The organism is Zoogloea sp. (assembly GCF_028689785.1).
Lineage (GTDB): Bacteria > Pseudomonadota > Gammaproteobacteria > Burkholderiales > Rhodocyclaceae > Zoogloea.
This window is the reverse complement of record NZ_JAQVCN010000001.1, coordinates 79,060-99,925: the sequence shown is the minus strand read 5'-3', so window position 1 is coordinate 99,925 and position 20,866 is coordinate 79,060. Positions and strand designations below refer to the sequence as shown.

The window sequence follows — 20,866 nt, the reverse complement described above, 5'->3', positions numbered from 1 at the left end:
GATGGCCGTGAGATAATCGAAGGATGAAACGTCGAAAAATGAAGCAGGTGCTGGTTGTAGGCAGTGGCGACGTGGCCCGCCGGATTATTCCCTGGCTGGTAGCGCGTTTTCGTGTGATTGCAGTGACGAGGCGGGCCGAAGAGCGCGCCCCGCTGCGTGCACTGGGCGCTACGCCCCTTGTTGCCGACCTCGATTTACCCGATTCCCTGCACCGCCTCGCCGGCATTGCCGACTACGTGCTGCACTGTGCGCCACCGCCCGCTCAGGGCGTGGATGATCCGCGTACCCGGCGCCTGCTGGCAGCCTTGGCGCGTCGCGGGAGTCTACCACGACGGATAAGTTACATAAGTACCACCGGTGTGTATGGCGACTGCGGCGGGGCCTGGCTGGACGAGACCCGGCCGCTGCGCCCGGACTCGGCCCGGGCCGGGCGGCGGGTGGCGGCGGAAGCGCGTCTGCGCGGCTTCGGCAAGCGTACCGGCTGCTGCGTCAGCATCCTGCGGGCGCCCGGGATCTACGATTCGGACACCCGCCTGCCGAGGGCTCGGTTGCTCAAGGGCGACCCGGTTCTGGTGGCCGAAGATGACGTGTTCACCAATCACATCCATGCCGATGATCTGGCCTGCCTGTCGGCCCTGGCCCTGTTTCGTGGCCGGTCCAACCGGGCCTACAACGCCACTGACGACAGCATGATCCGCATGGGGGATTACTTCGACCTGGTGGCCGATGCGTGCGGTCTGCCCCGGCCGCCGCGCCTGCCGCGGGCCGAGCTGGCGGGTCGTCTGTCGCCGATGACCCTGTCCTTCATGTCCGAGTCGCGGCGCCTGATGAACGGCCGCATCAAGCGGGAACTCCGTTTCCGGCTGCGCTATCCGACCGTGGCTGACGCCCTTGCGTCGAAGCCGACCCCTGCTATCTGAAACCTGAATCGAGTCCGACACCATGCTTTACCTCAGTATCAAGGCCCTGCACATCATTTTTGTCACCAGCTGGTTTGCCGGGCTGTTCTATCTGCCGCGCCTGTTCGTCAATCACGCCATGGTCACCGACGCCGCGACCCTGGAGCGCCTGGCCCTGATGGAGCACAAGCTGTACCGCTTCATGACACCCCTGGGTATCCTGGCCGTTGCGCTGGGTATGTGGCTGTGGTTCGGCTTTGGTCTGAGTGGTGGCTGGCTGCATGCCAAGACCGCACTGGTGACCTTCCTGATCGTTTATCACCTGTATTGCGGCCGCCTGCTGCGTGCCTTTGCCGAGGGGCGCAATACCCGCAGCCATGTCTGGTACCGTTTCTTCAACGAGGTGCCGGTGCTGGTGTTGTTTGTGGTGGTCTTCCTTGTCGTGCTGAAGCCCTTCTGATTCTTTAATCCGGACGTCTGCCTTGAATTTCTTTTCTCCCTGTCCCCGCGGCCTTGAGCCCATCCTTGCCGACGAGCTGAAGGCCCTCGGTGTCATCGACCCCAGGATCGTGCCCGGCGGCGTTCATTTTGCTGGTGACTGGTCTCTGTGCTATCGGGTCAACCTGGAAAGCCGCATCGCTACCCGCGTGCTGTGGCAGATCACCATGGGCCGCTACCGCAGCGAGGAGGACATTTACCGTATCGCTTATGCGCCCACCTGGGCTCGCTGGTTTACGCCCGATCAGACCATCCGCGTGTTCGTGGTGGCCCACAAGTCGCCCCTGCGCAGTCTGGAGTTTGCCACCCTGCGTATCAAGGATGCGGTCTGTGACCACTTCCGCACCGTCGCCGGGCGGCGGCCGGATGTGGACACCCAGTCGCCTGACATGCGCATCCACGCCTTCCTGTCGGCCGATACGGTCACGCTGTATCTGGACACCTCGGGGGATGCGCTTTACAAGCGTGGCTTCAAGCAGGCGGCGGTGGAAGCCCCTCTCAAGGAGAATCTTGCAGCCGGCATCCTGCGCCTCACAGGCTGGAAGCCAGGCGAGGAGGCCCTGTGCGACCCCATGTGCGGCAGCGGCACCTTCCTTATCGAAGCGGCCCAGATGGCCCTCGACGTGGCGCCGGGCCTGGGCCGCCACTTTGCCTTCGAGCGCTTCAAACAGTACGAAAGGGAGGTCTGGCAGCCCATCCGGCAGGCCGCCGAAGCACGCCGTCGGGCACCCCGCAAGCTGGCCATCTATGGCTCCGACATCCTGGAAGCCCAGCAGCGCAAGACCATCGTGAACCTGCGCAGCGCCGGTCTGGAGGGATGTGTGGAGGTGGGGCGCGGGGATCTGCTGGATCTGCAGGCGCCTGCCGCGTCCGGCGTGCTGATTGCCAACCCTCCCTACGGCGTGCGTCTGTCGGATACGGCAGAACTGGAAGCCTTCTACCCGAAACTCGGCGACGCCCTTAAAGCCCACTGGGCGGGCTGGCGCTGCTACTTCTTCAGCGGAGACCCGGCTCTGCCCAAAGGCGTCCGCCTCAAGGCCAGCAAGCGCACTCCGCTGTTCAACGGCGCCATCGAATGCCGCCTGTTCGAATACCAGATGGTCGCCGGCTCAGCCCGCAAACCCAAGCCATCGGACAATGAAGATCTGAACGATTGAGGGTGTCTGGAAAGTCAGCGGCGAGCCCTTTAAACAGGGCAAGCCGAATGGGGGCAGGAAGCGTAGCGAGCGGTCCAAGGTTGCGATGAGGCGCGCAGCCGTACTTGAGTACGGCGAGCACCGCAGTCGCGAGATTGGACCGCGCAGTAGCTTCATGCCCCATTCACACGATGTCGAGGTTCTGGATGCCGGAAAGCACGTCCTTGTCGCCCCGGCGGCTCTTGAGCTTGATCTGCAGGCGCAGGTCGTTCATGGAGTCGGCGTTGCGCAGGGCATCCTCGTAGGTGATCATGCCCTTCTCGTAGAGGTCGAAAAGACTCTGGTCGAAGGTTTGCATGCCGAGGTCCACTGAGCGCTTCATGACCTCCTTGATGCCCGGGATCTCGCCCTTGAAGATCAGGTCGGAGATCAGTGGCGAGTTGAGCATCACCTCGACGGCCGGTACCCGCCCTTTGCGGTCGCACATGGGCAGCAGGCGCTGGGAGATGAGGGCGCGCAGGTTGAGGGAGAGGTCCATCAGCAGCTGGTGGCGGCGCTCTTCGGGGAAGAAGTTGACGATCCGGTCGATGGCCTGGTTGGCGCTGTTGGCGTGCAGCGTGGCCAGGCACAGGTGGCCGGTTTCGGCGAAGGCGATGGCATAGTCCATGGTCTCCCGGTCGCGGATCTCACCCATCAGAATCACGTCGGGTGCCTGACGCAGGGTGTTCTTGAGCGCGGGCTCCCAGGAGTCGGTGTCGATGCCGACCTCCCGCTGGGTCACGATGCAGTTCTTGTGGGCGTGCACGAACTCGATCGGGTCTTCGATGGTAATGATGTGCCCAAAGGATTTCTCGTTGCGGTAATCGACCATCGCCGCCAGCGAGGTGGTCTTGCCGGTGCCCGTGCCGCCGACGAAGATCACCAGCCCGCGCTTGGACATGGTGATGTCCTTGAGTACAGGGGGCAGGCCGAGGGAGTCGAAGGTGGGGATCTTCTGGGGGATGGTCCGCAGTACCAGCCCGACCTGGCCCTGCTGGATGAAGGCGTTGGCTCGGAAGCGCCCGATGCCCGGCGGTGAGATGGCGAAGTTGCACTCCTTGGTGGCTTCGAACTCCTGGGCCTGGCGGTCGCTCATGATCACCCGGGCCAGCTCTGAGGTATGGGTGTGGGTGAGCTGCTGGTTGGACTGGGGAATGATTTTGCCGTCGATCTTGATGGCCGGCGGAAAATTGGTGGTGATGAAGAGGTCCGAGCCGTTCTTCTGCACCATGAGGCGCAGGAGGTCGTGCATGAACTTGAGTGCCTGATCACGTTCCATGGTGGGTTCCTGTTGCCGGGGCGGGCCGGCTGTCTGGTGGAGCGGTGGGGCTTCCCGAGGCTCAGGCGGGGAAGCTGTCCTTGTTCTGGGCGCGCAGGCGGGCTTCCGAGCCCGACACGATGTTGCGCCGGACCATGTCTGCCAGGCACTGGTCGAGGGTCTGCATGCCGATGTTCTGGCCGGTCTGGATGGCGGAGTACATCTGCGCCACCTTGTTTTCCCGGATCAGGTTGCGGATGGCGGGGGTGCCGATCATGATCTCGTGGGCGGCCACGCGGCCGGTGCCGTCCTTGGTCTTGAGCAGGGTTTGCGAAATCACCGCCCGCAGGGACTCGGACATCATTGCCCGAACCATGTCCTTTTCGTTGGCGGGGAAAACGTCCACGATACGGTCGATGGTCTTGGCGGCCGACGAGGTGTGCAGGGTGCCGAATACCAGGTGGCCGGTTTCGGCGGCGGTTAGGGCCAGGCGGATGGTTTCCAGGTCGCGCATTTCGCCCACCAGCACCACGTCCGGATCTTCCCGCAGGGCGGAGCGCAGGGCGGCGTTGAAGGACTGGGTGTCGCGGGACACTTCGCGCTGGTTGATCAGGCAGCGCTTGGATTCATGGACGAATTCGATAGGGTCTTCGATGGTCAGGATGTGGCCGTACTCGTTTTCATTCACGTAGTCGACCATCGCCGCGAGGGTGGTGGATTTGCCTGAGCCGGTGGGGCCGGTGACCAGCACGATGCCTCGGGGCTGGTTGGCGATCTCCTTGAATATCTTCGGACAGTTGAGTTCTTCGAGGGTCATGACCTTGGAGGGAATGACCCGGAACACGGCGGCCGCACCGCGGTTCTGGTTGAAGGCGTTCACCCGGAAGCGCGCCAGGTTGGGGATCTCGAAGGAAAAGTCGGTCTCCAGATATTCTTCGTACTGCTTGCGCTGGGCGTCATTCATGATGTCGTACACCATGCCATGGACGTCCTTGTGGGCGAGGGCGGGCAGGTTGATCCGGCGCACGTCGCCATGGACCCGGATCATGGGTGGCAGGCCAGCTGAAACGTGCAGGTCGGACGCCTTGTTCTTGACTGTAAAGGCCAGCAGTTCGGTGATATCCATCGTGGGGACTCGCGGCAGGGCAGGGATTGTCGGGCGGGAAGTCGGGCTCGGAGCCGATGCTATACTCAAGAGCCCCGACTGCCCAGAAATTGAGCTTTGCAAGATTATAAATCAGGCATATCCGCCCGCCTGCAAAACATCGCCGAGCGCATTGCGCAGGCTGCCATCGCCTCCGGCCGTGATCCCTCCGAAGTACGCCTGCTGGCGGTCAGCAAGACCTGGCCGGCCGAAAGCGTGCAGGCGGCTGCAAGCGCAGGCCAGCGGGCCTTTGGCGAAAGCTATGTGCAGGAGGCCATCGACAAGCTCGATGTGCTGGCAGGCCTGAGCCTTGAGTGGCACTTCATCGGCCCGCTGCAGAGCAACAAGACCCGCCCGGTGGCGAATGCCTTTGCGTGGGTGCACTCTGTCGATCGCCTTCGTATCGCCCAGCGTCTGTCCGAGCAGCGGGACGTGCATCTGCCGCCCCTGCAGGTGTGCATCCAGGTCAACGTGAGTGGCGAGGCCAGCAAGAGCGGTGTCGCCCCCGATGCCCTGCCTGAGCTGGCCCGGGCGGTGGCTGCCCTCCCGCGCCTGCAACTGCGCGGGCTGATGACCATCCCCGAAGCAACATCGGATGTAGGCTTGCAGCGGGCACGTTTTGCCACCCTGCGGCAGCTGAAGGACGGCCTGGTCGCCTCCGGGCTGCTCCTCGATACCCTCTCCATGGGCATGTCGGACGATCTCGAGGCCGCGGTGGCCGAAGGCACGACGATAGTCCGGGTGGGCACTGCGATCTTCGGCGCGCGGGCCTGACCCAACAAATTCACTCAACACTGGAACGAACCGATGAAAATCACCTTCCTGGGCGGCGGCAACATGGCAGCAGCCCTGATCGGCGGCCTGCTCAAGCAAGGCTTCAAGGCTGACGAACTGCAGGCCATCGAGCTCAGTGCCGAGGGCCGCAACAAGCTGGCGAGCAACTTCGGTGTGCGTGCCGTGGAAAGCCTGGACGAGCAGGCGCTGGCCTGCGACGTGCTGGTGCTGGCGGTCAAGCCCCAGCAACTCCGGGGTGCCGTTGCCCCCATCGCTGGCCGGCTGACGCGCCAGGTGGTGGTGAGCATTGCCGCCGGCCTGCGCCTGGTGGACATCGGCCGCTGGCTGGGGGGCTACGGCAACCTGGTGCGGGCCATGCCCAATACGCCGGCTCTGATCGGTGCCGGCATCACCGGCCTGTTTGCCAGCGCTGGGGTGGACGAGGCCGGCCGAGCTGCCGCCGAGCGTGTGCTGGCTGCAGTTGGGAGTACGGTGTGGGTTGCCGATGAAGCGCAGATCGACGGCGTGACTGCCATATCCGGGAGCGGGCCTGCCTACGTTTTCCATTTCATCGAATCCCTCCAGGCGGCGGGCGAGTCCATTGGTTTTGACGCCAGCACCGCCCGCAAGCTGGCCATCGACACGGTGCTGGGCGCGGCCCGCCTGGCGGCCGGCAGTGAGGAGTCGCCCGGCGTGCTGCGGGAGCGTGTCACCTCCAAGGGGGGGACGACTGCGGCGGCATTGGCGTCGTTTGCAGCGGACGGTTTTCCGGCCGTGGTCGAGCGGGCCGTGCGTGCCGCAGAGGCCCGGGGGCGGGAGCTGGGCGAGCAGCTCGGCCGCGACTGACGGGGGACGGACATGCTCGGTAGCCTTTTGCTGACGATCGTCGATACCCTGGGTGGTTTGCTGTCGGGCGTGTTGCTGGCCCGCTTCGTGATGCAGTGGCAGCGGATTTCCTTCCGTAACCCCATCGGTCAGTTCGTGGTGGCTACCACCGACTGGCTGGTGTTGCCGCTGCGGCGCTTCATTCCCGGGTTGGGTGGGCTGGATCTGGCCAGCCTGCTGCCGGCCTGGGTGGTACAGGTGCTGGTGGTGTTTGTGGCGCTCGGTGTGAAGGGGGTGATCGGTATCGCCGATCCCCTGAGCATGCTGGTGGTGATGTGGGGGGGGGGCCTTCTCGAGACGGTCAAGGTGGCGCTCTATTTGCTGATGGGCGTGGTCCTGATGTCGGCAGTGCTGTCGTGGGTCAATCCCCATGCACTCATGGCCGGTCTCATCAATGCGCTGGCCGAGCCCTTCTTGCGCCCGTTCCGGCGGGTCATCCCGCTGGTGGGTGGTGTGGACCTGACGCCGATTGCCCTGTTGCTGGTGCTGCAGGTGCTTCTGAGCGCGCTGGCCATGGGCAAGTACATGCTGATCGGTCTGGCCTGAGTCGGCCATGGTTTGGTTGAGCCGGGCGGCGGATGGCAGCGTAATGCTCACGCTGCACATCCAGCCGGGTGCGAAGAAGACCGAAATCGTCGGCCTTCACGGCGAGGCCCTCAAGATCAGGCTCGCCGCACCGCCGGTGGACGGAAAGGCCAATGCGGCGCTCATCGCCTACCTGGCCAGGGTTTGCGGTGTTTCCAGGAGCGACGTCGCCTTGGTGAGTGGCGAGAGCGCGCGGGCCAAGCGCGTCCGCATCACCGGCGTGGCGGACGAGGTGCTGGCGGCGTTGCTCCCGGACGGTGGCTGAGGCGGGATCCTGCCGGGGAGACTGGTTCGGAAGGGGGGCTGAGGGGCGGCAAACGCTGTTCCGGATGTCGGGATATTTTACAAATCTGCGAATAAATAATGTTTCTAGCTTCGCTTCAGATTTGTTTCTTTACACAATTTTTTGATTTTTAACGAATTTTTAATTCATGGCCATGCCCTGGCCCGAGATTTGCTCTGTTTGTGTATAAGTGTTGCGGATTTAGTCCTGGCATCACTGGTGTCGTCGTCCAACTTCAGATGCATTTTTTCCAGGGAGTCATCATGGTTCGTCTCAACAAGATCGCCGCCGCTTGCGCGATTGCCCTTGCTGCCGGCAGCGCTTCTGCTAGCGTCTTCACCTCCACCACCCCGACCGGTTTTGACGCCACCTCCGTGGGTGCCAGCACCGTCGGCGGTATCGTCGTCGAGGCCGTGGGCACCAACGGTGCCCGCGTCATCAGCCAGCTGGCTGCGTCTTCCCTGTACGTGGGCTTCTACGACAGCGGTACGCCCGTTGGCTACCGCGGCAACCCCGGCACCATTGGTGTTCAGACCGGTTTCAGCTCCAGCGTGCTGTCCGCCCTGGGGGGTGGTTTCCAGTCCTTTTCGATCCGTTTCACTCTGTACGACGGTGACACCGGTATCGGCAACTTCGATGACGGTGACAACAACCTGCTGGTGAACGGCCTCAATTTTGGTGACTGGACGGCGGTGAATACCCAGGAGACCACTTCCCTGGGCGCCCAGATTGGCTCCGGTACCAACAAGGGCTTCCGTGACAACCTGGTCGACACCGGCTGGTTCAGCTCCACTGATTCCGTCCTGCTGGCCGCCCTGTACGGTACCCTGGTGGCGACCCCGACCCTGACCTTCCAGGTTCAGGACGTGGACCCGTACGACAACTTCTACGACTTCACCCGTGGCATCGATAACAGCATCATCAACGTCGGCCAAGGCCCGGTCGTGACCCCGCCCACCGGTCAGGTCCCCGAGCCCGCCAGCATGGCGCTGCTGGGTATCGGCATGGCTGCCCTGGGCGCTGTCCGTCGCAAGGCTGCCAAGTAAGTACAGCCTGCTTCGGCAGACATAAAAAAACCTCGCTTCGGCGAGGTTTTTTTATTGGACGCTTGCCCGGGGACGTGAACGAAAACAGGAGGCCGAAGCCTCCTGTTTTGCTGCCCGGCCATGGTGCCCGGGCAGGGCTGTGTGCAAACGCTCAGTCCATCGCCTCGTACAGCGGCAGGGTCAGGAACTCGGGGTATTCCGGAGTCAGAGACATCTTGTCGAAGATCTCCGCGGCCTGATCGTAGCTGGCGGTGTCCTCGCCCTGGGCGGTGACGGTGGCCTTCACCTTGGCCAGTTCCTCGGCGATCATCGGGCGCACCATCTCGACGGTGACCTTGCGGCCGTCATCAAGGATGCCCTTCGGGCTGACCACCCACTGCCACACCTGGGAGCGGGAGATCTCGGCGGTGGCCGCGTCTTCCATCAGGTTGTGGATGGGCACGCAGCCGTTGCCGGCCAGCCAGGAGCCCAGGTAGTGAATGCCCACGTTGATGTTGTTGCGCAGGCCGGCTTCGGTGATCGGAGTGGTGGGGCGGAAGTCGAGCCACTGTTCGGGGCCGAACTTGCCTTCCACCTGCTTCTCCCATTGGTTGGGCTTGTCGCCGAGCACCTTCTGGAACTCTTCGGCGGCGATGGCGACGAGGCCCGGGTGAGCCACCCAGCCGCCGTCAAAGCCGTCGTTGGCGTCGCGGGTCTTGTCGTGACGAATGCCAGCCAGGGCCTTTTCGTTGGCTTCCGGATCGTTCTTGATCGGGATCAGGGCCGACATGCCGCCCATGGCGGGGGCGCCGCGCTTGTGGCAGGCCTGCACCAGGGCCAGGGCGTAGCCGCGCATGAAGGGCACTTCCATGGTGATGGCGCTGCGCTGGGCCAGGCAGAAGTCCGCATTCTTCTTGAACTTCTTGATGCAGGAGAAGATGTAGTCCCAGCGACCGGCGTTGAGGCCGGCGGAGTGGTTGCGCAGCTCAAACAGGATCTCTTCCATCTCAAAAGTGGCGAGGATGGTTTCGACCAGCACTGTGGCCTTGATGGTGCCCTGGGGCAGGCCGATGTGGTCCTGGGCCATCACGAAGATGTCGTTCCACAGGCGGGCCTCGAGGTGGCTTTCCATCTTCGGTAGGTAGTAGAACGGGCCGGCGCCACGGGCGATCTGCTCCTTGGCGTTGTGGAAGAAGACCAGGGCGAAGTCGAAGATGCCGCCGGAAACACGTTGGCCATCAACGGTGACGTGCTTCTCGTCCAGGTGCCAGCCACGGGGGCGGATCTGCAGGGTGGCGATCTTGTCGTTGAGCTTGTATTCCTTGCCCGCTTCGTTCTTGAACGACAGCTCGCGGCGGATGGCCTTGTAGATGTTGACCTGGCCCTGGATCTGGTTGTCCCACTTCGGGCTGTTGGAGTCCTCGAAGTCGGTCATGTAGGAATCAGCGCCGGAGTTGAAGGCGTTGATGATCATCTTGGCTTCGACCGGGCCCGTGATCTCGGTACGACGACGTTCGAGGGCCTTGGGCAGCGGGGCGATTTTCCAGTCGCCTTCGCGAATGGCCTTGGTTTCGGGCAGGAAGTCGAGCTTCTCGCCGGCATCGATGCGGGCCTGGCGCTCGACGCGGGCCTTCAGCAGTTCCTGGCGGCGGGGCTCGAAGGCGCGGTGCAGCTTGGCGACCAGTTCGAGGGCTTCCGGGGTGAGGATGGTTTCATAGCCCGGTTGAAGCGGGGCGTTGATCTGCAGGCCGGCGGGGAGGGTAAGGCTCATGGTGACTCCTGTATCGGAAGGTTGGAAAACAAAGGTTCAGGCGCGCTGGCGCGCCACAAAATCGACAACATCGGTGAGCAGGCTGCCCTGGACGGTGGGCGTCACGTCCAGGTGTTCCAGGGGCTGGCCGCTGCGGTTGATCCAGAAGGTCTGAAAACCATACCAGCTTGCGCCGGCGGCATCCCAGCCGTTGGAGGAAACGAAGAGGATACGCTCGGCGGGGCAGTTGAAGGCTGCGGGGGCCAGTGCGTAGGCGTCGGGGCTGGTCTTGTACTTGTGCACGGCATCCACCGACAGCACGTGGTCGAACAGGCCATGCATGCCGGCGCTCTTGATGGCGACTTCCAGCATCCCGGGCGTGCCGTTGGAGAGGATGGCAGTGGGGATGCCCGCTTGCTTGAGGGCCTTGAGGGCGCCCAGATTTTCGGGGAAGGGCGACAGGCAGGCGTACTGGTTCATCAGCTGGGTGCAGCGCACCGTGTCCAGTTCGAGACCCAGCCTGGCGGCGGCGAAGCGCAGACCGTCCCGGGTAATGTCCCAGAAGGGCTTGTAGCGCCCGGACAGGCTGCGGATGAAGCTGTACTCGATTTGCTTGCTGCGCCACAGGTCGGCCAGGGCGGCGCCTTTGCCGGGGTAGAGCTGCTCGGCCAGGAGACCGACGGAATAGACGTCGAAGAGCGTGCCGAAGGCATCGAATGCGACAGCCTGGATTCGTGGCGGATGAGCCATGCTCTGTGACCTTGTGCTTGAAATTAGGGGTTGTGGTTGGTTCCTCGGAGGTGCATCTGCCTGGCTCGTGGCCGGGTGGCACCTCTCGGGATCCTGTCTCCTCCACCTCAATGGGACGAAGTTTATTCAATGACTAAAGAAAAAAGAAGCCATAATAAAATCAAATGATTTTTTACTTTTAGTATCAAGTGAACAACTTTAAAGAAATTGAAGCCTTCGTCAGTGTGGCCACTCGCGGTAGCTTGTCTGCGGCGGCTCGGGCTGATGGCGTGACACCCGCCATGATGGGGCGACGTATCGATGCCCTGGAGGAGCGCCTGGGGGTGAAGTTGCTGGTGCGTACCACCCGCAAGCTCAGCCTGACCTTTGAAGGCAGTGCCTTCCTGGAGGATTGTCAGCGCATTCTCAACGACCTTGCCAACGCGGAGGCATCGGTCAGCCTGGGGGGCGTGAAGGCCAGCGGGCATATCAAGGTGTCTGCGCCTGCGGGGTTCGGGCGGCGGCATGTGGCGCCGCTGGTGCGTGACTTCCTGCGTGCCAACACCGAAGTGACGTGCAGCCTGGATTTGAGCGACCGCCTGGTGGATCTGGTTAACGAAGGGGTGGATTGCTCCATTCGCATCGGGGAGTTGAGCGACTCCAGCCTGGTGTCGGTACGCCTGGCCGACAACCGGCGTGTGGTGGTGGCGAGCCCCGCCTATCTGGTCCGTTGCGGCACGCCGGAGACGCCCGATGCGCTGGTGCAGCACGACTGTCTCTCCCTGGACCCGCAACGGGGCTGGGTGTTCGCCGACCCGGATGCGCCAGGCCAGACCCGCACGATCAAGGTCTCAGGACGCTTCGAGTGCAATGATGGAACGGTGCTGCACGAATGGGCGGTGGGCGGGATCGGGCTGGCCTGGCGCTCGATGTGGGAGGTCGAGAGGGATCTCGCTGCGGGAACGCTGGTGTCGGTGCTGGATGCCTTTGCGGCGCCACCGACAGGGATCTACGCGGTGTTTCCCCAGAATCGCCGCCTGCCCCTGCGGGTTCGTCTGCTGATCGATCACCTACGGAGCTGTTTCGGCCGGCCGGACTACTGGCGTGGCGGGGCGTGATGGCGTTACCGGTGTGGCGTTGAATCCTTGGCTTTCCGGGGAGCCGATCTCAAATTCCACATGAATCCGGCTGCTGACCCGGTGCCCGAGGATTTCCGCAGGGGCGAAGCGCCATCCCAAGATGGACCCAGCGTAGATTGAGGCTGCTTCGCACATCTGTGGCTCACAGATCGGATTCACCCGCATCACCCGGCCGTCCGGCCCGACGTCCACCTCTATCTTGAAGTTGCCGGATGGTGCGCCCGGGGTGGATGGCCAGTCCTCGGGCGAGATCTCGGTGGCAAGGGTCGGGAGCCGGCTGAGGGCCTCTATCGGAAACACCGGCAGCGGCAATTCGGTGGCTTCGGGGGAGGGGAGGGGGGCGGGTTCCGGCATCGCCGGGGGACTTGTGGGGGCGGGTGTGGGGACAGGTGCTATGGGCGCCGTGGCGGTGAGAGGGTGAGTTTCGGGCAATGGGGCCGGGAGGGGCGAAGCGGCTACTGGACGGCTGGTCCGGGCGAAGCGCACATCCAGCGGTGGCCGTGTCACGGCCTGTAGCCCACCCGGGCCCGGAGGCTGCGGCCAGCTGATCAACGCAGCCACATGCAGGGCGATGGACAGGCCGGTGGCGATCGGCAGCGAGAGAGGGGGGGCGGGTGTCATGGGGCGCGGGCGAGGCGGACAAGCGCGGCAGGGTTGCTCTGAAGGATAGGCTGGATGGTGCCGCTTGCCCCGTGCCGCTTGTCTGCACGGAAGCTCCGCCTGTCGCCGCCGGCTCGCATTTGACATGGGCTGGCGGGATTATTGAGCATCGAAGGAGGGAATTATGAGAGAAGCGCGGGGCTTTACGCTGTTGGAGTTGTTGATCGTGATGGTGATCATCGGAATCCTGGCATCCATCGCCATTCCGTCCTACATGGATCACGTCGCCCGCGGCAAGATCGCCCAGGGTGTCGAGGCGCTGGCCGAGGCGAAGGTGCGGATGGAGCAGGTATTCAATTCCCAGCGAACCTATAAGCCGGGTGGAAATTGTCCTGACATGAGCCCCTATTTCACGGATCTTCCCTTTACGGTGGCGCACACGCCGGCATGTACCGACACCACCTTCACCTTGAGGATTACCGGGGATTCCGCGAAAGGTATGAGTGGCTACTGGTATTCCATCAATGAAAGCGGCGAGAAGGCGTCTGTGACGCCGTCCTCCAGTGCCAATTGCTGGCTGATGAGCAAGAGTCAATCGTCGTGCTGAACACTCAACGTCCGGCCCAGCAGGGCTTCACTCTTCTCGAGTTGTTGGTCGTCCTGATCATCGGGGCCATCCTGCTGTCCATCGCGGTGCCGTCCATGACCTACATGATCCGCAATAATTCGGTGGGGGCCGCCGCCGAGGTGATCCAGAACGCCCTGAGGCAGGCCGAGGGTGAGGCGATCCGGCGTAATGGTGAGGTGGATTTCATTCTCACCGACGGTACGCCCAGCGTGGCCACGGTCGGTAGCCTGACAGCAAAGGCCGATGGTGATAACTGGGTCGTCCGGATGGCAGACAGCACTGCTGCCAACCGTTACGTGAATGGTATTTCGACCAGCCAGATGTCCAGCGATGTGGTCTATCAGGGGCCGGCCGGGGTGCGCTTCAATGGTTCGGGACGTGTTCTGGACCTGAGCAGTGCTCCGGTCGGCAGCAAGCAGGTCTTCAGGGTATCCAGAGCCAGTGCCACGGTGGCCTACTGCGTGTTCGTGACGCCCGGCGGGGCAGTCAAGATGTGCGATCCGTCGAAGGCCAGCGGTGACCCGAGGGCCTGTCAGCCCATGCTGTCTGCAACCGATTGTCCGGCTGCGTAAGGAATGAATGCCATGAAAGTTCGTGGAGAGCGCGGCTATGTACTGCTTGAGGCGCTGGTGGCCTTGCTGATCTTTTCGCTCGGCCTGCTCGGCATGATCGGTTTTCAGGCCGCATCCACGCGAATTGCAACAGATAGCCGCTTCCGCACCGAGGCCGCAATTCTTGCGGATGAGCTGATCTCCAAGATGGCGGTTGCCAAGCGGGTGTCGGTAGTGTCGGAATACACCTATGAGTCTACCGGTGGCGGTGGAGCTTCTGCCCATGCCTGGTTTACCAAGCGGGTGAAGGAGGCGAGCAAACTGCCAAATCCGTATGCCAAGGTGGAAATCGCCAATGGCAATGCGGTTGATACCTTTGTGGTCAAGGTTACGCTTGAGTGGGATCTGCCCGGGGCAAAAGCAATGGAGCACGGAAGCTATGTCACCGAAACAATGTTGTTCTGAAGCCATGCGGCGGCGCCAGCGGCAAGCGGGTCTGAGCATCGTCGAAATGATGGTCGGGATGGTTGTCGGGTTGGTTGCCAGCCTGGTGATCATGCAGAGCTTTTCGTCCAGCGAAACCTATCGGCGCAATCTCTCCGGAACGGGGGATGCGCTCCAGTCGGCTGCCATTGCTGCTCAGCGGTTAGACATGCTGATCCAGGAGGCGGGGTCCGGTCTGGCCCGGGGCGGGCAATGGGTGTGGGGGTGCAGGTTGCTGGTCACCCAGTCTGGCAATGCTGTGCTTCCCAGCCCCTCCGGCTACCCCAGTCCGTTCTCCTCTGTGCCTCAGACATTGCGGGCCGTGCCAGCAGCCATTGTCAATGGCGGGAGCGGGTCGGATGTGATAATTATGATGGCCGGAGATTCGGCGGCCGGTAATCAAGGAAAGGGGTTCTCGTCTGCTACTGGCGATTCATTGGTCGTGCAGTCCCCTACTATCGGAATGGGGCTAAAAAGCAGCGCACCTGCATCAAATTTTGATTTGATTCTGGCTGTGCCACATCTGCCTACAGATCCGGGCGACTGCCGTGTTGTCCAGGCTTCCAACACTATGGTTGCACCGACTGTTGTCAATGATGCGTCTCTTGGTCTTAAAGTCGTCACCTTCAATAAGCTTATCCCTTTAAATACTGCTACTTATGGAGCGGTTGATGCTTCGATTTACTCCGGGAAGAAGGGAGTGGCCTACCATCTTGGTCTGCGGGACAGCCCGAACTTCGCCATGCTGGGGGTCAACAGTGACAGCGAACTCGTTCAGTACGACCTGCTCAAGCGGATCGACCCACAGATCATCGGCGAGAACATCTTCCTGATCAAGGCGCGCTATGGCCTGGATAACGGTGTGGGGGGGGACATCAATGACAACGCTGTCGATGAGTGGGTTGCCCCTTCGGAGTCCGGGTGGACCTTTGCCGATCTGATGGACGGCAAGCGTGCAACCCAGCAGCGGATCGGCTACATCAAGGCACTTCGGATCGCGATGGTGGTGCGCTCCTCGCAGCCGATCACGACCCCCGCTCCCTTGACCAGCATCGAGCTTTTCCAGGATCTGGGTTCTACCCGGCGCTTCAGTCGGACGCTGAGCACCGAGGAGCAGCGCTACCAGTACCAGACCTACGAATGGGTGATTCCTCTGCGCAGCATGAGAACACCCCCGAACATCTGATTTTGCGTGTGGATCCCGAATGTCCTCGAAACTACGACATCTCTCTTCCCGACGGCAGCATGGCGTGGTTCTCGCCGTGGTGCTGGTGGTACTGGTCGTCATGATGCTGGGCTCGGTGTCTCTGCTGAATTCAGTTGATACCTCGGCCTTGCTGTCCGGCAACATCGGTTTCAAGCGCGATTCTATAAATAGTGCCGCAGGTGGGCTCAATAAAGCGTTTGAGACCATGAAGTTGGCAAATTTCCGGGGCTATCAGGATTCCGTCGTAGGCTGCCCTCCGCCTGCGAATACGGGGACGGCGTGTACCGCAGCCGGAGAGTGGGCCAAGCTCAACTTCTATCCCCGCATGCTGGAGTCCGACGAGAACGGCATCCCCTTGATCATCAAGAACAAAACCCAGTTTGATACGATGTTCAAGATCGCGCCGATCACCGTGAACAGTGTCAACGGAAAGGGGGGTAATGAAGTTCGCTTCCTAATTGAGCGCATGTGCGAGACCTATGGGCCGTCAAATAAAGTGACTTGTGTGCTTTCGAGCGACTTATGGGATTTCGGAGATGGATGGGAGGGTAAGCCGGGTTCAGTTGCCTCCCCACTTTACCGCGTTACCGTGCGCACCGACGGTGTGCGCAATAGCCAGACCTACGCCCAATGGACCGTGACGTTCCTGGAAGAGTGATACTGAAATGAGTTGGGGATATACCGACATGAACGCATCCAACCGTGTGACCGGGGTCTCTTTTCCCCACTGGAAGGTCCTTGCGGCCCGTTCTCTCGTCGTGGTGGCCGCGTGGAACGCAGCGCTACCAGGAGCGTATGCGGCAGATACGGCCTTGGCCGATGTGCCCATTTCTGCCAGCACAGAGGCGGTTCCGGCCAACGTGATGCTTGCGCTGTCCGTGGAGTTCCCTACTGCCCAGAGTCATGCGAACTTCAGTACCGGCGCCTACGGCGTTACCGCATTGGCTGCATCGTCAACCGCTGACCCTTATTTCGAGCCGACCCGAAAGTATCTGGGCTATTTCGATCCGACCCGCTGCTACGATTATTCGGGGTCGGAAACCAACGGCTACTTTTACCCCACGGCAAGCATCCAGGGCTCCAATTACACCTGCTCTGGCGAGTGGTCCGGCAATTACATGAACTGGGCCACCATGCACGTGATCGACCTGTTCCGCTGGGCCATGACCGGTGGTGCACGGGATCAGGACGAGCCTGCCGATTTCTCCGCGAGCACCCCGGTGGGGGTCACCATCCTGAAGAAGGCGTGGTCGAACGATCAGGGTTCAAAGTCCAACTTCCCTGACAAGTCTCTGGCTTCAGGGAACATCACGAAATACACCGCCTTGTCGACCAGTGGCTCCAATAATCTCATTGCCACTGTTTACAACAAGGGCATCAACGTAGAGTTCAGCTACAGCAATGGCAATTCGTCGGGCACCAAGTACAAGAGCTACCAGGTGCGGGTGCTGGTGTGCAGTGGCACGGACACGTCGAAGCACGAATACGCCGACCAGTTCTACTGTCAGAAGTATGAGAACGCCGACAAGACAAAGCGCGTCTACAAGCCGGTTGGCCTGATTCAGAAAAACCTCCAGAAAATGCGTTTCGGTGCCGTCGGTTACCATAACCTGAATGGCGACACCTATGGTTCGGACACGCTCCTGAAGGCATGGGATGGTGGCGTGCTCAAGGCTCAGATCCGTGACACGCGGGAGGAGGTGCTCGAGACCGGGGCCTTCCTGCAGGATCCGTTCCCGGCTGACAGGCAGGGGGATGGGGAGGTGAGCCGCACGGGCGCCATCAATTACCTGAACCTGTTCGGTTACAAGGCCAAGAGCTACAAGCGCTACGACAACGTCAGCGAAATGTACGCGGTGGCCCTGCGCTATCTGCTCGGGCCGTCCGGGATCGGGCATGTGCCGAGCTATTCGGCGATACCCAAAGGGGTCTCGACAGCGCAGCGGATCAATATCAAGGATGACTTTCCGGTCATCACCAACTGGATAGACCCCGTCTTGCCGGCTTCGCAAGGCGGTAGTTGCCAGAAGCAGTTCATCATCGGCATTGGGGATACGAACACCTGTGGTGACAACTGCGACAACAATCTTTCGGGTAGTGGCTACAGCATGGATTCGCTGGTGGCCGGCGAGAGACTGAATGGTGAGACTGTCAATGCATGGACCAGGAAGCTCAGCGGCTACAGCCTGACCTACGATTACATTGCCGGCATGGCCTACGCCGCCAATACCAAGCCGCTGCGCAGTGACTTTCCCGATGCCCGTATCAAGACTTTCTGGGTGGATGCCCTCGAGTATTCCACCATGGCCGGCAATAACCAGTACTTCAAGGCAGCGAAGTATGGTGGCTTTACCGATACCAACGGCAATGGCGTACCTGATAATGGTGAATGGAATGCCTTCGGTCAGACCTACAAGGGTACGGCCATTCCTGATACCTATTTCCCTGCTTCCGATCCTGATCGTCTGGTGTCCGGCCTCAATTCGGCTTTCAGCCAGATCAATTCCCTGATCGGCTCTGCTTCGGGTGTAGGTACGACTGGGTCGGTGATTTCCGATAGCCTGGCTTCTGACGGTTTCTTTCAAACGACATACAACTCCTTGTATTGGTCTGGCGATCTTAAGGGATTGAAGATCGATTCAATAAACGTTAGTACTGGGGTGATCACGACATCTCAGGCCTGGAGCGCTGCGTCAAAGCTGGATTCCCTGGTGAGTGGAAGCGGCTGGGATACTGCGCGCAAGGTCGTCACCCTGTCTCCCGACAGCACCGGTACGCTGAAGGGGGTTCCCTTCCGGCTGGCCAACCTCTCGGCCGCTCAGAAGGCAGCCCTCGGCTCCTCAACCGAGCAGGCCAAGGTGCTGAGCTATCTGCGCGGTGATGTCACCAACCAGTCGACCCTGACCCTGCGCAAGTCCTATCGTTACCGTGCCTCTGTTCTTGGCGATATCGTGGATTCCGGAGCCCTGTACGTCGGTCCTCCGAGCCAGTATTACTCCGATGCATACAACCCCGGCTATTCCACTTTCAAGACCAATAAGGCATCGCGCAAGCCTGTTGTTTATGTGGGGGCCAACGATGGCATGCTGCATGCTTTTGATGGGCAGCTAACGACGTCGGGGGGAGGAGAGCTTTTTGCGGTGATTCCCAACGCGACCTATCTTGGCCCTGATGCCAAGCCGGCCGAAAGTGGCCTCAGGGCGCTGACCGACAATGCCTACCTCCACCACTATTACGTCAACAGCACGCCCTTCTCCCGGGATGTGGACTTCAAGCGGGCAGGTGGCACCATCACGACCGATCCCGCCTCTTCCGATTGGCGGACCTTGCTGGTTTTCGGCCTTGGCAAGGGGGGGCGTAGCTATGTCGCCCTGGACATAACCGATACGCCCACTTCCTCCACCAGCGAGACCACCATCGCGAGCAAGGTGCTCTGGGAATTCACCCACGAAGACATGGGCTTCAGCTACGGGCGGCCCTTCATCGTGAAGACCCGGAAGTGGGGTTGGGTCGTTGTGATTGCTGCCGGTTACAACAATACCCTGGGAACTTCGAATACGAGTGTTCCTGGAAAAGGGGTGTTGTTCGTGCTTGATCCGAAGAGTGGCAGCCTTCTGCAAAAGGTCTATACCAATGAAGGGAGTGCCGCTAATCCTGCCGGTTTGGCTCATATGACAGGGTTTGTTACGGATTATTCGGATATGACAGTGGACTTTATTTATGCGGGAGATTTGCTTGGCAATGTATGGCGCTTTGACTTTACAAGTGCTTCCAATAGTGTGCCAAATGTGAGTACACCAATTCTCAAGTTGCGGGATTCTCAAGGCAATCCTCAGCCTGTTACTACAGAGCCTAGGGTCGACCCCGGTGCGGATCTAGTTCGTTACTTGTTCGTTGGGACCGGTAAGCTTTTACATACGAACGATAGGAGCAACACTCAGCAGCAGACCTTTTACTCACTTAGAGATGGAACCGTGTCCGACCCGTATTCCTCGGATTCAGGTGCAGCTAATCCGTTACCGAGCGGAGTGAGTTTCCCTGTTGAACGGAAAAATATGGTTCAAGTTACCAATTTGATCGATGGTGTTACACAAGATTCATCCAAGCCCATGGGGTGGTTTTATGACTTGACTGGATTGCGTGGTACGCTTGCTGAACAGGTTGTTCAACATCCTCAGGTGAATGAAGGTATTGTCTCGTGGGTAGGTACGCTGATGAATCAGGATAAATGCAATCCGGGGGGTGAGAGTGCTGCCTATGCTGTCAAGTACGGATCAGCTAAGAGTGCTTTTGCGACTATACAAAATGGGGTTCGGGTCCCAATAGCTTTCGTTACTTCCGCGTCGGGTATTGTTGGTTCCAAGCAGGTGCGCTACGGCTCGTCGATTCGCTTGCTTGGTTCCTATGGCAATGCAAGTGGCCCTAGTTTTGTGGGCAGCCAGATTGGCGGTTTCGGCGATCCGCGCGTCCTTAACTGGCGGATCATTGGCCAGTAAGCAAGAGTGGCCCTCCGGTCTAAAGACGGTTAGGGAAGCCGTGTTTCGGCAGTCTTGGATATCCTCTCGGAGCTTGCGTGGATAGAGCGGTAGCTGTATTATAGAGGGCTGTTGTTAGCCGCTGTAGCTCAGTCGGTAGAGCAGCGCATTCGTAATGCGAAGGTCACCAGTTCGATTCCGGTCAGCGGCACCAACAGAAACAAGCACTTAGGCCAACTCTTCGGGGTTGGCCTTTTTGTTTTTTGGCTTCGTGTAGCCACTGTGTAGCCAGTGGCGTCCAATCCTTGCCTGTCAGGCGATTCACGACACTACGGCGGCCAACAGAGAAAAGATGGCAGGGACCGCGAGCATCGCTATTAAAATCCATATGGCTATCCGCCCCGCTTGGGCCACCACCCTCTCCCCAGTAGTCATCTGAGGCTGGCGCGGCGCTGCACTCGCCACGATCTGGATGTTCGGTGATGTTCTAGCGAGCAGTTCCCGACCCACTGGCGATCCAACCGCAATCATCGTCATTGCAGCGCAGTGCGTGCAGGCGGTCGTTTTCTTTGAGTTGCGCCAGCTTGAATAGATCAGGCCGGGGACGATGCCACACAGCCACAGAACTAACTCGATTACATCGGAGCCTGGACGGATGCGCCGATACTCTCCGACCGATCCGCAAGATGAGCAGATCCAGTCGTTCGGCGAAACCTGCGTTGCCCGCAGTGCCTGATCGTCTGTGGTTGCTTTGAGCTTCACCACCTTTTCCCCTCGT

Annotated in this window: 20 protein-coding genes and 1 tRNA gene; 16 read left to right on the top strand and 5 right to left on the bottom strand. The window is 60.9% G+C overall.

Going from position 1 to position 20,866, the window contains the following annotated elements:
* Nucleotides 1-38 precede the first annotated feature (38 nt).
* The 3 genes from PHI64_RS00490 to PHI64_RS00480 are packed head-to-tail and all read left to right on the top strand — an operon-like array spanning nt 39 to nt 2,554.
* Nucleotides 39-920 (top strand): NAD-dependent epimerase/dehydratase family protein, encoded by an 882-nt coding sequence (locus PHI64_RS00490; protein WP_299877305.1) that lies wholly within the window; start codon nt 39-41, stop codon nt 918-920.
* Nucleotides 921-942: 22 nt separating this feature from the next.
* Complete coding sequence (locus PHI64_RS00485; RefSeq protein WP_299876909.1) at nt 943-1,359, top strand: CopD family protein; 417 nt, start codon at nt 943-945, stop codon at nt 1,357-1,359.
* Between the two features lie 22 nt (nt 1,360-1,381).
* On the top strand, nt 1,382-2,554 hold the full coding sequence (locus PHI64_RS00480) for a THUMP domain-containing protein (protein WP_299876906.1): 1,173 nt from the start codon (nt 1,382-1,384) through the stop codon (nt 2,552-2,554).
* A gap of 163 nt (nt 2,555-2,717) precedes the next feature.
* Here PHI64_RS00480 and PHI64_RS00475 read toward each other — a convergent pair whose 3' ends face one another.
* Both PHI64_RS00475 and PHI64_RS00470 read right to left on the bottom strand, forming a co-directional pair.
* A complete protein-coding gene (locus PHI64_RS00475) occupies nt 2,718-3,851 on the bottom strand; it encodes a PilT/PilU family type 4a pilus ATPase (RefSeq protein WP_299876903.1) in 1,134 nt (377 codons plus the stop codon).
* Nucleotides 3,852-3,912: 61 nt separating this feature from the next.
* Nucleotides 3,913-4,956 carry a type IV pilus twitching motility protein PilT gene (locus PHI64_RS00470; protein ID WP_299876900.1) on the bottom strand — a complete coding sequence of 348 codons (1,044 nt, stop codon included), beginning with the start codon at nt 4,954-4,956 and terminating at the stop codon, nt 3,913-3,915.
* Between the two features lie 96 nt (nt 4,957-5,052).
* Between PHI64_RS00470 and PHI64_RS00465 the strand changes: the two genes are divergently transcribed.
* The 5 genes from PHI64_RS00465 to PHI64_RS00445 all read left to right on the top strand — a co-directional run bounded on the left by PHI64_RS00465 (nt 5,053) and on the right by PHI64_RS00445 (nt 8,547).
* Complete coding sequence (locus PHI64_RS00465; RefSeq protein ID WP_299876897.1) at nt 5,053-5,748, top strand: YggS family pyridoxal phosphate-dependent enzyme; 696 nt, start codon at nt 5,053-5,055, stop codon at nt 5,746-5,748.
* A gap of 33 nt (nt 5,749-5,781) precedes the next feature.
* Nucleotides 5,782-6,594 (top strand): pyrroline-5-carboxylate reductase, encoded by an 813-nt coding sequence (gene proC, locus PHI64_RS00460; RefSeq protein ID WP_299876894.1) that lies wholly within the window; start codon nt 5,782-5,784, stop codon nt 6,592-6,594.
* 12 nt (nt 6,595-6,606) lie between these two features.
* A complete protein-coding gene (locus tag PHI64_RS00455) occupies nt 6,607-7,179 on the top strand; it encodes a YggT family protein (RefSeq protein ID WP_299876891.1) in 573 nt (190 codons plus the stop codon).
* Between the two features lie 7 nt (nt 7,180-7,186).
* Entirely contained in the window at nt 7,187-7,483 is a 297-nt protein-coding gene (locus PHI64_RS00450) for a DUF167 family protein (RefSeq protein ID WP_299876888.1), read from the top strand.
* Nucleotides 7,484-7,764: 281 nt separating this feature from the next.
* Nucleotides 7,765-8,547 (top strand): PEP-CTERM sorting domain-containing protein, encoded by a 783-nt coding sequence (locus PHI64_RS00445; protein WP_299876885.1) that lies wholly within the window; start codon nt 7,765-7,767, stop codon nt 8,545-8,547.
* A 151-nt stretch (nt 8,548-8,698) separates the two neighbouring features.
* Here PHI64_RS00445 and aceB read toward each other — a convergent pair whose 3' ends face one another.
* Entirely contained in the window at nt 8,699-10,297 is a 1,599-nt protein-coding gene (gene aceB / locus PHI64_RS00440) for a malate synthase A (RefSeq protein ID WP_299876882.1), read from the bottom strand.
* Nucleotides 10,298-10,333: 36 nt separating this feature from the next.
* On the bottom strand, nt 10,334-11,026 hold the full coding sequence (locus PHI64_RS00435) for a haloacid dehalogenase type II (RefSeq protein ID WP_299876879.1): 693 nt from the start codon (nt 11,024-11,026) through the stop codon (nt 10,334-10,336).
* Between the two features lie 188 nt (nt 11,027-11,214).
* Here PHI64_RS00435 and PHI64_RS00430 point away from each other — a divergent pair, with 188 nt between their 5' ends.
* From PHI64_RS00430 to PHI64_RS00395, 8 genes are all read left to right on the top strand, one after another.
* Entirely contained in the window at nt 11,215-12,123 is a 909-nt protein-coding gene (locus PHI64_RS00430) for a LysR family transcriptional regulator (RefSeq protein WP_299876876.1), read from the top strand.
* 805 nt (nt 12,124-12,928) lie between these two features.
* Nucleotides 12,929-13,351, top strand: a complete 423-nt coding sequence (locus PHI64_RS00425; RefSeq protein WP_299876873.1) for a type IV pilin protein — start codon at nt 12,929-12,931, stop codon at nt 13,349-13,351.
* On the top strand, nt 13,345-13,944 hold the full coding sequence (locus PHI64_RS00420) for a GspH/FimT family pseudopilin (RefSeq protein ID WP_299876870.1): 600 nt from the start codon (nt 13,345-13,347) through the stop codon (nt 13,942-13,944). Before PHI64_RS00425 ends, PHI64_RS00420 begins: the two co-directional genes overlap by 7 nt.
* Before the next feature lie 12 nt (nt 13,945-13,956).
* Complete coding sequence (locus PHI64_RS00415; RefSeq protein WP_299876867.1) at nt 13,957-14,388, top strand: hypothetical protein; 432 nt, start codon at nt 13,957-13,959, stop codon at nt 14,386-14,388.
* Nucleotides 14,363-15,592, top strand: a complete 1,230-nt coding sequence (locus PHI64_RS00410) for a hypothetical protein (RefSeq protein ID WP_299876864.1) — start codon at nt 14,363-14,365, stop codon at nt 15,590-15,592. The genes PHI64_RS00415 and PHI64_RS00410 overlap by 26 nt, the downstream gene beginning before the upstream one ends.
* A 19-nt stretch (nt 15,593-15,611) precedes the next feature.
* Nucleotides 15,612-16,271: a hypothetical protein gene (locus tag PHI64_RS00405; protein WP_299876861.1), complete on the top strand. Its 660-nt coding sequence runs from the start codon at nt 15,612-15,614 to the stop codon at nt 16,269-16,271.
* Nucleotides 16,272-16,299: 28 nt separating this feature from the next.
* Nucleotides 16,300-20,109 (top strand): PilC/PilY family type IV pilus protein, encoded by a 3,810-nt coding sequence (locus tag PHI64_RS00400; protein ID WP_299876858.1) that lies wholly within the window; start codon nt 16,300-16,302, stop codon nt 20,107-20,109.
* Between the two features lie 117 nt (nt 20,110-20,226).
* Nucleotides 20,227-20,302: transfer RNA gene (locus tag PHI64_RS00395), tRNA-Thr, on the top strand.
* 107 nt (nt 20,303-20,409) lie between these two features.
* Here the strand turns inward: PHI64_RS00395 and PHI64_RS00390 are convergent.
* Complete coding sequence (locus PHI64_RS00390) at nt 20,410-20,850, bottom strand: hypothetical protein (RefSeq protein WP_299876855.1); 441 nt, start codon at nt 20,848-20,850, stop codon at nt 20,410-20,412.
* Nucleotides 20,851-20,866 lie beyond the last annotated feature (16 nt).